This is a genomic window from Alkalinema sp. FACHB-956 (genome assembly GCF_014697025.1).
Lineage (GTDB): Bacteria > Cyanobacteriota > Cyanobacteriia > Leptolyngbyales > Leptolyngbyaceae > Alkalinema.
The window spans coordinates 1-11,680 of sequence record NZ_JACJRC010000055.1 but is presented as its reverse complement, the minus strand read 5'-3'; the positions used below and the strand labels follow the sequence as shown (position 1 = coordinate 11,680).

10 protein-coding genes and 1 pseudogene are annotated in these 11,680 nt (G+C 46.9%); 9 read left to right on the top strand and 2 right to left on the bottom strand.

Annotated features, from left to right (window positions below; all coding sequences use genetic code 11):
- Positions 1 to 182: 182 nt before the first annotated feature.
- From H6G21_RS25180 to H6G21_RS25155, 6 genes are all read left to right on the top strand, one after another.
- Positions 183 to 1,412, top strand: a complete 1,230-nt coding sequence (locus H6G21_RS25180) for an HlyD family efflux transporter periplasmic adaptor subunit (RefSeq protein WP_190577382.1) — start codon at positions 183 to 185, stop codon at positions 1,410 to 1,412.
- 143 nt (positions 1,413 to 1,555) lie between these two features.
- Complete coding sequence (locus tag H6G21_RS25175; protein ID WP_190577379.1) at positions 1,556 to 2,749, top strand: ABC transporter permease; 1,194 nt, start codon at positions 1,556 to 1,558, stop codon at positions 2,747 to 2,749.
- 36 nt (positions 2,750 to 2,785) lie between these two features.
- The gene (locus H6G21_RS25170) at positions 2,786 to 4,453 is read left to right on the top strand and encodes a TolC family protein (protein ID WP_190577377.1); all 1,668 of its coding nucleotides are present in this window, start codon (positions 2,786 to 2,788) and stop codon (positions 4,451 to 4,453) included.
- Positions 4,454 to 4,583: 130 nt separating this feature from the next.
- Positions 4,584 to 5,318: an orotidine-5'-phosphate decarboxylase gene (pyrF, locus tag H6G21_RS25165; RefSeq protein WP_190577374.1), complete on the top strand. Its 735-nt coding sequence runs from the start codon at positions 4,584 to 4,586 to the stop codon at positions 5,316 to 5,318.
- A gap of 20 nt (positions 5,319 to 5,338) precedes the next feature.
- Entirely contained in the window at positions 5,339 to 5,995 is a 657-nt protein-coding gene (locus tag H6G21_RS25160) for a hypothetical protein (protein WP_190577372.1), read from the top strand.
- A 248-nt stretch (positions 5,996 to 6,243) separates the two neighbouring features.
- A complete protein-coding gene (locus tag H6G21_RS25155; protein WP_190577370.1) occupies positions 6,244 to 6,606 on the top strand; it encodes a cupin domain-containing protein in 363 nt (120 codons plus the stop codon).
- Between the two features lie 38 nt (positions 6,607 to 6,644).
- Here the strand turns inward: H6G21_RS25155 and H6G21_RS25150 are convergent, their stop codons facing one another.
- Entirely contained in the window at positions 6,645 to 7,376 is a 732-nt protein-coding gene (locus H6G21_RS25150) for a tetratricopeptide repeat protein (protein ID WP_190577367.1), read from the bottom strand.
- Between the two features lie 191 nt (positions 7,377 to 7,567).
- Between H6G21_RS25150 and H6G21_RS25145 the strand changes: the two genes are divergently transcribed.
- Positions 7,568 to 8,827, top strand: coding sequence for an exonuclease SbcCD subunit D (locus H6G21_RS25145; RefSeq protein ID WP_190577365.1), 1,260 nt, complete (start codon positions 7,568 to 7,570; stop codon positions 8,825 to 8,827).
- A 181-nt stretch (positions 8,828 to 9,008) separates the two neighbouring features.
- Here the strand turns inward: H6G21_RS25145 and H6G21_RS25140 are convergent, their stop codons facing one another.
- On the bottom strand, positions 9,009 to 9,677 hold the full coding sequence (locus H6G21_RS25140) for a LuxR C-terminal-related transcriptional regulator (protein ID WP_190577363.1): 669 nt from the start codon (positions 9,675 to 9,677) through the stop codon (positions 9,009 to 9,011).
- A 442-nt stretch (positions 9,678 to 10,119) separates the two neighbouring features.
- Here H6G21_RS25140 and H6G21_RS25135 point away from each other — a divergent pair, with 442 nt between their 5' ends.
- Positions 10,120 to 11,151 carry a hypothetical protein gene (locus tag H6G21_RS25135; RefSeq protein WP_190577361.1) on the top strand — a complete coding sequence of 344 codons (1,032 nt, stop codon included), beginning with the start codon at positions 10,120 to 10,122 and terminating at the stop codon, positions 11,149 to 11,151.
- 415 nt (positions 11,152 to 11,566) lie between these two features.
- Positions 11,567 to 11,680, top strand: a pseudogene (locus H6G21_RS25130) (photosystem II q(b) protein); the annotation flags it as partial.

The window sequence follows — 11,680 nt, the reverse complement described above, 5'->3', positions numbered from 1 at the left end:
CGCATGTTCTGTCGTATTCGGGGCTATTTATCCACCTTGCGCAAGCAGCATATCAATCTTTTAGAGGCTCTCGTTGCATTGTTCTCGGGACATCCTGTGTCGCTTGAACCTCAGCCTGAGTAGTTACGTCTACAGAGGCCCTTTCGGTTCGTCTGATTCCCGTCACACAAGGGGATGTGGAGGTGACGATTACTGAAGGTGGCACTATCGAGTTGGGTGGGCAGCGCACATTTAAGGCCCCTCGAGATTTAACAGTAGAACAGGTTTTAGTCAGAGAGCGCCAACAAGTTTCTGCTGGAACCCCCTTATTGGTTCTGCGCGATCGTGACTCCCAACAGAATTATCAAGACCAACAGATTGAACATCAAAAAAATCAGGATACATTAGCGCGGCGACAGGAAATTGTTCAAGAAAAATATCAAAAATTACAGGCTGTTGTAGCTCGATATCAGCAGCAAAAACAGCTATTTCAACAGGGAAAATTACCAGAATTTGAAAAGCTGCGATCAGATGAAAAACGTCTAAAAGAATCTCAAGAATTGCTCGATCGCGGTATTATCTCAACGGATGATTGGCAAAATGATAAAGATCGTGTCAGAGATGCTCAAGTCAAAATTGAGGAGCTTGAAGACCGATTACGTAGTGAGAAAGATAAAGTTGATGAGGCTCAGTCACAAGTCAAGGAGGCGGAATTAGAATATCGCAGAGCCAACTTAGATATTCAACGTAGTCGAGATAAGTTAAAAGAAACTCAGCAACGTTTAGGGGATAGTTTAGTTAGAGCAACCAGTAATAGTGTTGTTTTAAACATTGAGGTAAAGCCAGGGGATGGCGTCAAGACAGAAGGAAGATTGATGACCGTAGGTGACCCCAATCAAGAAATTGTCAAACTGCAAATTTCTACGCTGAATGCAACAAAACTTCGTGTTAATCAACTTGCCCGTGTTAGCTTGGTCGGTCCTAAGCCTCAGGTGTTTTTAGGCAAAATTACCAGTGTGTCACCCCAAGCTGTTTCCGCAGAAGGGGGCAGTTTACGATCGAGTTCTGGGCAAACAAAAGTCGATGCCAAAATTCAGCTAGATCAACCTAGCAAAACCTTGATTCCAGGGGGACAGGTGAGCGTAGAGGTCGTGTTGGCACAACGTAAACAGGTCTTAACGCTGCCCCTAGAAGTTGTGCAGATGGAGGATTCTCCATTTGTTTGGGTACGGGATAGCCAAGGACAAGCCCAAAAACGCAAGATTATTTTAGGGCTACAAAGTCTCACGACTGCAGAAATAAAGTCAGGACTTAGCAAAGGGGATCAAGTTGTGCAAGTGCCACCCAATCAAACTTTAGAGATCGGCACACTGCTCAAAATCGATGATTCTCCTGAGTTACCTGTTGAATCTTTCCAGCAATCACAAAACTAGTGCTGTGTCAGAACTAGAAATTAGGGTTGATAATCTCCACAATCCTTATCCTATAAGCTTTCCAAAAGGTATTAACTCTAAGATTAAGCTGTGACCAAGCACGATTCATCTATTAACCACTCATCATCCATTAGAAAAAGTATATGGGTATTTCACCATTCGATCTTTTCTACCTAACCAGCAGATCTTTAGCTGCCAATATGGTGCGATCGAGCTTAACTTTGTTGGGCGTCTTTATGGGAGTCAGCGCCGTTGGTACAACATTGAATATTGCTGATATTGCTGACTCCATGATTGAAGAACAACTTGCACAGCGGGATAAACCATTTGTAACGCCTTATCTTTTTAGTGACGACGGTTCCTTTGATAATAATGATCTCAATCAAGCAGATCAACAATACTTAAAGCGTTCAGTTCCTCAGATTCGATCGATTAGCTTTGTTAACACTGTTAATTACAGTGCTACACTACAGTATCTTGCCAGTGAAGTTAAGGAAGTTCAAATATTTGGAGTCTCTAAGAACTATATAGAAACGACTGGACGACGGATGATATCAGGGCGTTTTTTTAGCCCAGCAGATTATGCACAATACCGGGCTGTTGCCATCATTGACCAAAAATTATCTACGGCTCTATTTCGTAAAGAATCACCTTTGAACCAAGCAATTTTCTCAGATAGTCAACGTTTGATTGTAGTTGGAGTAGTGGAGTCTAAATCAGGGGGTGAATTAGGACGCGGGGGAGGTAGTTTGTGGGTACCTGATACCTATGCCAGTAGCCTAGCTAGTGAATTTACCTTCAGCAACCTTCAAATTAGTGCCTTTAATATAGAAGACGTTCCTGCCCTAACCGAAAATATTAAGCAGGCTCTCAGCCGTCGCTATCCTAAAGCTACAGTTGAGACTTTCGATAATACCAGTGACTTGTTAGCCCAGCGACAAATACAGCGCCTAGCGGCTAATGCATTAGCAATTGTTGGTTTGGTTGCCCTAGCTATTGGTGGGGTTGGAATTGCCAATATTACAATCGCGGCTGTTTTAGAGCGAACTCAGGAAATCGGCATTCGTCGAGCGATCGGTGCTACTCGGCTAGAAATTATGATGCAGTTTATTCTAGAAGCTGTCATCCTGAGCATTCTTGGGGGAGCATTGGCCATTGGCACTGTGCATTGTGCAACTCAATTTGTAACCTCTGCGCTCTTTCCTGCCCCTTATCGCTTTTCGCACCGTAATGCAGCGTTAGCCATGGGTGCTGCAATCACTGTGGGAGTAGGTTCCAGCTTTTTACCAGCTTTGCGAGCAACTCGAGTTGATATTATTGCGGCCTTGAGAAATTGAGCAGAATAACAATAGGAAATTAAGGAGCAGAGGGAAATGAATTGTCAGTTATGGATTAAAAACAATAAAATAGCTCGTTACTTGAGTATTGTTCTATTGATCAATAGTACCATCGTTTTACCACACACGCTTGCCCAGACTGTACAATCCCAATCTCAGCCCATAAATGCAGCTTCTGCTTCAAGGACTCAATCTATGAGTTCTCAACCGAACACCCCTCACGCTATGCCTCTACCTATCGTAAGCAAGCCATTGGAACTTTCCCTCGCTGATGCAGTACAACTCGCTTTAGAAAGTAACCGAGATATTAAAAATAGCAAACTCGATCGCTTGATACAACGTCAAGATCTGCGTGTTGCTGAAAGTAAATTCAAACCTAAAATAAACCCACTTTTTTCAGTCGGTATTAATCAAAATTTGTCCAGTAGCTCAGAAAATTTCTCCAGTTCTGCGGGTCAATCTTCATCAGTTCAGCCAACTTTGGAACCAATTGCGATAGGAATTTCCCCAACCCCATCCAATGCAGATGTGAATGCAAATTCAAGTCGCTCAAACCAGTCAGCTAACCGCACACAATGGAATCGAGAAGTGCAAGTCAGTGGCACTGTACTGACTCCGATCGGGACCCAGATCGCACTGACACTTGATCCAATAGCTGACCAAAAATTAAACTTTAGTATCACTCAGCCTCTGCTGCGAGGTGCAGGACTCAAAGTCAACCAAGCATCCGTACAAATTGCACAATTGGGCGATCGCAGTAATACCCTCGCGTTTCAGCAAGTATTAATTGATAAAGTCACCGAGACGATTACCGCCTATCGTACAGTCATTAAAGCGCAGGAATCCTTGCGGATTCAGGGCCTTGCCATTGCAGGTAAACGGCGGCAACTAGAAATTACCCAAGCACTTGTACAAGCAGGTCGTCGCCCTAGAGCTGATTTAGTGGATGCAGAGAAAACGGTGGCTGATAGTGATCGAGCCTTAGTCGTAGAAGGGAATAACTTGGCTCAAGCAGTTTCCAATCTTTTACGACTCATTGAAGCCGATCAAACATTACAACTTGTCATTCCCCAGCGTGAAATTGATGCTTTGGTTCAGACCGACTTGCCCCAATTGACACGGTCTCCTACCGAATTACTTCAACTTGCTTATCAACTGCGTGTCGATTACTTGCAAACTCAGCTAGACCTTGAAGCTGAGCGGCTCAACGGCATCGTGGCTCAAAACAATCAACGTTGGACTCTCGATTTAAAGGGAAATACTGTTCTAGGATCCCAGTCTAATGCTTCAGGTTCGTTGGTATTAACTCGTGCTTTTGGCGATACCAGCCTAAATGCAGAGTTAGAAAAACATCGACTACGCTTAGAGAAGGCAGGTAATCGAGTTGAGCAGCTCCGAGCAACGGTACAGCAGGACGTGAACGATCGACTCCGAGATCTTACCTCCAATCTGAACCAAGTGGCTGCGGCTCAACGTGCTAGGGAATTTGCTGAACAGCAATTCAAGATTGCCCAAGAGCGTTGGAAGCGCCGAGGTTCTCAGACTACTCTTTTTGAAATCATCCAAAAACAAGATGATTTAGTTGCTGCTCAAAATAATGAACTCTCTGCAAAAATTGATTACCTTAATGCAATGACTGCCCTAGAAAAATCAGTTGGTATCACTCTGCAAATTTGGCGAACTGAACTCCCTCCGGTTCCGTAATCACAGCATATCGTCGTGACCCATAATCTCAGAAAATTTTTCTAGCCAATAGTCAGAGAGTCACAAGAAGGTTTAGTATTGTAGACAATGTCCATTCTGCCCAATAATCTGTTTGTTTTCTACGGATTCCATGACGCTTTCCGATCGCCCCTCTACTTCAATTTCCGATCGCATTATTGTCCCCCTAGATGTCCCGACGGAGGCAGCGGCGATCGCATTGGTCGATCGATTGCCAGAGGTGACGTTTTGGAAAGTGGGTTTGGAATTGTTTGTGAGTACTGGGGCGAATATTCTGAAATTACTCAAGGAACGGGATAAGAAAATTTTCCTCGACTTGAAATTCCATGATATCCCCAACACGGTGGCCGGAGCCTGTGCAGCGGCAGCTCGCTACGGGGTTGATTTGCTCACCGTCCATGCCACCAATGGCAAAGCGGGATTAGCCGCCGCCCAAGCTGCCGCCCAAGCCAGTGCAGCGGAAGCCGGGGTACAACCGCCAAATATCATTGCCGTGACCCTCCTGACCAGCATTAGCCCCCGCACCTTAGCCCTGGAACTCAAGGTGCCGATCGAATTGCCAGAGTTTGCCCTAGAAATGGCCTTACTCGCCAAGGAAAGTGGTTTGGCGGGGGCGGTCTGTTCTCCCCAGGAGGCGGCAGATCTACGGCGGGTCTGTGGAGAAGATTTCCTGCTGGTCTGTCCGGGGGTGCGACCCAGTTGGTCAGCCACGGGGGATCAGCAACGGGTGATGACGCCTGCCCAAGCGATCGCGGCGGGGGCGAGTTATCTGGTAATTGGCCGACCCATTACGGCGGCGGATGATCCGGCAGCGGCGTTTGCGAGGATTATTGAGGAAATCGGTTAGGACGAGGGGAGGAAACCGCAATGGCAACCCGATCGACGGCACGGTGGCAACGGATATTGTTCAGCGCGATCGGGCTTGCTTGGGGAAGTTGGGTCTTGCTACCTCCCGCTTGGGGGAAGGCAGGACTGGGCACCGGCGATCGAACCATTACGCCGCCCACGAAGACGAGGCCAACTCCATCACGTCCCAGATATCCGTCACGCCCCAAATACCAGTGCCCCACAGACATTCGCGACCTCACAGCAGCACTCATCCAGGATTTACCCAGCTACGCCAATCGGGTGATTGTGCGTAACAAACGGCGACAGGACTTGAGTACGGCGGGCTCGGTTATTCTGGCGGGCCGAGCGGAGTTTGAGCCCTTGCCGGTTCAACCAGGGTCAATTCAACCGGGAGAGTCAGCACCCAGTCCGGACAGTTCGCTACAGCAAGTCTTTTTAACCACACTGGAACGACAAAATAGTCCAACTCAGATTGTGGAGTTGCAACAATTCCACTGGTTGTTTTTTGTGCAAACTCGCTATGGTTGGCAGCTTTCCCAAAGTTTTACGCGCACCAGCAGCTATCCTGCCGGAGAAGTGATCACGCCGCCTCGCGAAAGTAGCCAAGCCCCGATCGCCCAAGCCATTCAGATTTGGTTACGGGATTGCAATGCGGGAACGGTACGATCGCACTAATTAACTTTTGTTCAGAAGGAGAGCGATTAGAGTGATACCAAGAAGATTGCTGTTCCACTGGAATTGATATTGTTAGAGGATATGCTGAAAAACACAATCTGTAGAGTGATATGCAACGAATAGTGATATTTTTCTATACTTTTGAGTTTAATCTAAAAATAATCAAAATATAGTTGTAAAACCATCATGTAGATGGAGCTTGATTCAATAAATCTTTATTCCAAGGGAGTAACTAAAGAAACATCAATATGCCAAAATCTACAACGATCTATTGGAATCCTTTAAGTCCAGAACAGGTAGGCCAATGGCAGCCAATTCCTGGATTAGAAAACATGGTGGAAGAACTCACCCTTAGCGAAGATCCCGACTCTGGCGAATATACCCGTCTCACTCGCTTTTATCCAGGGGCAGATACCACTGCCTTCGGTAGCAAATCCCATCCTTACCCCGAGGAAGTGTTGATTGTCAGTGGTCGTCTGTACGATTATGCATTTGATCTTTGGTTGGAAAGCGGTCACTACGCCAGCCGCCCACCTGGAGAACTCCATGGCCCCTTTAAGACTGATATTGGCTGTGTTGTCCTTGAGATTTCTTTCCCGAATCGCAGATAATTAATCACTCCGAGTTCCCGATCGTTTGAGCGCTATCCTTAACCGATCGAACGTTGAGCACTGCGGGTTTGCGACTTCTGCGGCTGCGGCTGTTTCGCGACCGTGGTTGCCTTCGGTTGCTTCGGTTGGGGGCGCTTCGGCTGGAGCGCCAATTCTACGCGGGTCATCTGTTGCCGAATGGTTGCCACCGTGTCCCCATCCCCTTCCGCCAAATCTAACGCTTGACGATACAGCGCTAAGGACTGTTTGTGGTTCTTTTGCAGAGAGTGAACTTCTGCTAAATTAGCCAACATTCTGCCCCGATCGCTGGGTCGATCGAGGGTTTCATTCACTGACAATGCTTCTTCGTAGTAACTCATTGCCAAAGTGTAGTTTTTAGCATCTTTATAATTTTGTCCCAAGCCATTTAAAACAACACTTTCCAACTGCTTTTGATCCATTTCCCGCATAATCCCCAAAGCCTTTTCATACTGGGTACGGGACTCCGTTAATTTGCCCTTCTTGGCAAACCATTCCCCATCTTGCACATAGCTCAACCCTTCATTAAAGCGTTCCTGAGGCGTTTGCTGAATGCCAGCCTTGGGCTTAGGGGATGAAATCGGCGCTTGTAGCGGCTGACCGATCGCTTTTAAGGAAGTGGGCTGGGAAGTGGTTAAGGCATGGGTTGTCGGACTTTCCGGCGGCAGCGACACCAAGGAAACGATCGCCCCCGTAGCCACCACCATCGGCAACGATAAACAGACTAAAGAAGCTTTCAGGAACCCGTTCATAATGAGCAGCGTTTGTTGTATCTAGGATGCTGTTCCATAGCCTCCTAGCGCCTTTACTTATGCAGCCCCAAGCGAAAATTACAGCCCCCAACCGTTTTCCATAAACCTGCAACTGCACCACCTAAATTTGCTAGTCTAAAGACTGGCTGATTCTAATACCTTTGCACTAAACCCGAATTTTTACGCCACCTATGCCACGCTTTCTGCACCTTGCCGACATCCATTTGGGGTTTGACCACTACGACAACCGCGATCGCACCAAGGATTTTTACCTCGCCCTGCGGGATGTGGTGCAGAAGTATGCCGTGGAAGCGCAGGTTGATTTTGTCATCATCGTGGGTGACTTGTTTGAACATCGCACCATCCAACCCGCCATTCTCAACCAAGCCAAGGACTGCCTACTGCTGCTGAAAGAAGCCGGGATTCCCGCGATCGCCATCGAAGGCAACCACGACAACCGCCCCTTTGGCACCGTGACCAACTGGCTCAAATATCTGGCCGATGACGAGTTACTCATTCTGCTGGAACCGGAAGCGATCGATGGCCAAATCGTCTACGAACCCTGGGATCCGGAGTCGCTGATGGGGGGGTACATTGACCTACCCTGCGGCGTGCGCATTCTGGGGTCCCAGTGGTACGGTTCCGCTGCCCCCAAGATGATTCCCCTCTTAGCCGAGGCCATTCAATCCCTCCCTCCCCATAGCGGCAACACCATCATGCTGCTACACCATGGCTTAGAGGGGCAAATTGCTCGCTACCAAGGGGCACTGCGCTACAACGACCTACTCCCGTTACAACAGGCAGGGGTGCAATACCTCGCCCTAGGTCATATTCACAAAAGCTATTGCGAAGAAGGTTGGGTCTTTAATCCCGGATCCCTGGAAGCCAATAATATTGAAGAAGTCAACTATCAGCGCGGAGCCTTCCTGGTCACCTTAGCTGATGGCAACATTCAAGCCGAGCTGAAAACCGACTATTACCAACGATCGATCGTCCGTCTCAAGCTCAAAACCACCGGACAGGAAACCCCGGAAGACCTAGAGACAAAAGCAATGCAGACTCTTCAAACTGCGATCCAAGCTAAAAAACTTGACCCGCACCAACAGCCGATCGTGGAACTGCGCATTGAAGGCACCGTTGGCTTCGATCGCCTTGATCTAGATATCCGCCCATTACAGAAACAGCTACAAGACGCGAGCCAAGCGCTCATCTTCTTGCTGCGCTACAACGTAGACTCCACCACCTATGAAACCCCACTAGCTGAAGATGCCAATCGAATGCAAGTAGAACAAGAGGTCTTCATGGATTTACTCAGCGCCCACAACCACTACAAAAACCGAGCCTCCGAACTAGCCCACGGCTTAATTGAATTAAAAGATCTGCAACTGCAAGATCGATCGGAACCCGAACTGTACGAATATATTCAAAATCTGCTCACTCAAGAAACATGAGCCATGACGAGCAAAACCACAGTAAAACTATAATGCGAAAATACGAACAATTTAATGCAAACAATTTAATGCAAACAATTTAATGCAAACAATTTGCCCCCAAATTACTGGGAAATACTTGGGGGCAGAGCGAAAATAAGCAGGCCAATAGCCTTGAGACTAACTAACAGAAAACTTCGGATCAGTTTAGTTCAGGCAACGTCGTATCGGAAGGCTGCTGTGCTTTTGCAGACTGAAACCTAGCTCTACGTTTAGCGTAGATGTTCTTGAGGTGAGTCTTAACAGTATTTAAGCTAATTTCCAGCTTATTTGCAATTTCCTGATAGCTACATTGCTGGAGCATAAGCTCCCAGACCTCGGCTTCCCGTTCTGTTAAACCATATCGTTGTTGCTGAAGCCACCGTTCTTGTAGCGATCGTTCGTAACCATCTTCAATCGTTACCATTATCAATTTCGATGCTTCCACAAGTTCCTTATTGTCAGACTCGATCGGACTGATCCATTGGATCTGTAATCGGAGTTGTATACCTTCGCGGAGGCGTATTTCCGCCACATAATTGGTTGTCATAGTAGATTGATGCGTTAGAAAGCGGCCACAGGCATCAATAATGAAGTCTGGCAGAACATTGGGATTATCTTCCAAGTGCAACATTTCTTGGCAAAATACCTTCGCACGGGGGTTGGCATAGAGTAAATGACACCCCTGGGAAACAACAAGAATTCCTTGAGGAAATTGTTCTAAAACAGAGCCAAGAACTGCGCCAATTCCTGGATTGACTGTTTGGGGTGGATGAATCCAGCTAGAACCGGCGGGGAAAAATTCCCCCTCAGGTTGAGGCGTCAGAGTCATAGACAGTGGAATATGCATTTTTTAGTGCAAAGGATTTAGTGCTTTGGCGCGATTGTGAAAGGTTAGCCGCTGAATATGCAATGAGTAAAGTGAAGTCGATCGAATGGAACTGAAGTACACTGAAGTGAACTGAAGTATTTTTTCAGTCCTCCAGATCTTTGCGCACTTAACGTCAATCCAATGTCATCTCAACAACCATCTTAAGAAACGGTCAATCTCTATTTCTTGAATTAAACCATAGTGCAAAGAAGTTATCTTGCGTCAACTCGGAGATAGAAGTTGTTTTTTTAAACCATTTCTGCCATTGTGTTGCATCAAATAAGCTTCAGCTGAGTCTTAACTATGGTTCTCCCTCAATTTAGTGATTGCCAATCTAGTGGAATTGCAGTCCAATCTAGTGGAATTGCGGGGACATTGGAATCGCTGGAGAGATTTATGTCGGATGGAACCTAAACACTTAGATCAGTATTTTCCTTGGAACCGTCAAAAATATTATGTATCTACCCTCCAACGGCGGGGCGGATTAACCCTGCGCCGTGCGGAGTGCTTGGTCAGGCTATGGGCTTACCTCTTGCTCAAAGAATCTCAAAACCAAGGACTCCTACCAGAGATCAGTTTGGCCAATTTAGGGCCGCAGCAGGACTTTGTCGCCTGTACCCACCGGGAGGCCGCTGAGCTATTTTATGCTAACCGCGATCGGGGCAGCGATCGGGCCGCAGGACTGATGCTCGATCGCTTAGCGAGTCTAGGGGTCCTAGATAAACGATTTGATGGTCAAACCCTCTGTATTAAAATTCGCAGTACCCCAGATCTCCTCACCCCCCGCAAAGAACAAGAAGAAATACCGGAATTATTTGCAGATGCCTTTAATCCGCGGACTGATGCAGTCCCCGCAGCCCAACTGCTGACTCGCACCTATGCAGAGTTAGTTAAGGATCCGGCTGCAACATCCTATAAGATCACCAAAAATTTAAGAGCTTGGGCAGAAAACTATAGTCCTTGTATGCGGGTATTACGGCGCGTAGACAATCTCAATCCCGTTGGCATTGTAGTGCTGTATCCCGTCACCAGCGAGTCAGAAGTTCACTTCTTCTATCCTCCTAGCAAAGGTTTTTTCCTAACCACCGATCGACCGATCGATCCCTTTGTGATGGCTCAAGCAGGGGATCCAAGCTGCACCTCCATCTACGTTCGGGGCTGGACGATTGACCCTTTGTACTTTAATCACCAAACACTCAAACAACTGATTCAAGATACTCAAGCGACCTTACATCGCATGAAAGAAGACTTCCCAGCCCTCTGCGACCTCTATTCCATGATCATTCACCCCAGTTATGAAGAGTTACGGCGGTTAATGGGCTTTGAGCGAGTGTCTCAGGACATGCAGCGCCCCTACTCTTGGGTTTACGTATCGATCGATCGATATCTGGGTTTCAATGCTGTAGATATTGTGAACGCCCTCGCCTCCAGCTGATTTACAGGCATCGAGCCACGGAAATTGAGCTCCGATGCCCTGACCAGAGATGCCCTGACCAGAACAGTAATACACACTCCACAAGTTTATTTTTTGAAGAATAAAATAAACTGCTTAACCAAATCCTGAAAAGAAAGTCACTACATTTGTTTACACAACTTAACAAGAATCTCAGATGATTGGCCCCAAATAAAAAATCTACAAGCAGATTAAATTTTCATACGGTTGTCTAATCTCCTGACAAATACGGAGAGACAGGGTTCTCAGGCAGGGTTCACAACCTGGAGAGGTCTCCATTCGGCTAGGTAAAGAAATCTGAGCTGAATAGTTTACAAAACGAAATAGATCGGATACATTAGTTAACACAGGCAGACAACCGGCCTGATTATTGTACTAACGTACTCATTACAGAACCATGACAACAGTACTACAGCGTCGCGAAAGCGCGAATCTGTGGGAGCAATTCTGCAACTGGGTGACCAGCACCAACAACCGGATTTATGTCGGTTGGTTCGGCGTCCTGATGATC

Excerpts from the sequence above, each read along its gene's own strand:
- H6G21_RS25175 (WP_190577379.1), top strand. The coding sequence starts at position 1,556 with ATGGGTATTTCACCATTCGATCTTTTCTACCTAACCAGCAGATCTTTA.
- H6G21_RS25170 (WP_190577377.1), top strand. The coding sequence starts at position 2,786 with ATGAATTGTCAGTTATGGATTAAAAACAATAAAATAGCTCGTTACTTG.
- pyrF (WP_190577374.1), top strand. The coding sequence starts at position 4,584 with ATGACGCTTTCCGATCGCCCCTCTACTTCAATTTCCGATCGCATTATT.
- H6G21_RS25160 (WP_190577372.1), top strand. The coding sequence starts at position 5,339 with ATGGCAACCCGATCGACGGCACGGTGGCAACGGATATTGTTCAGCGCG.
- H6G21_RS25155 (WP_190577370.1), top strand. The coding sequence starts at position 6,244 with ATGCCAAAATCTACAACGATCTATTGGAATCCTTTAAGTCCAGAACAG.
- H6G21_RS25150 (WP_190577367.1), bottom strand. The coding sequence starts at position 7,376 with ATGAACGGGTTCCTGAAAGCTTCTTTAGTCTGTTTATCGTTGCCGATG.
- H6G21_RS25145 (WP_190577365.1), top strand. The coding sequence starts at position 7,568 with ATGCCACGCTTTCTGCACCTTGCCGACATCCATTTGGGGTTTGACCAC.
- H6G21_RS25140 (WP_190577363.1), bottom strand. The coding sequence starts at position 9,677 with ATGACTCTGACGCCTCAACCTGAGGGGGAATTTTTCCCCGCCGGTTCT.
- H6G21_RS25135 (WP_190577361.1), top strand. The coding sequence starts at position 10,120 with ATGGAACCTAAACACTTAGATCAGTATTTTCCTTGGAACCGTCAAAAA.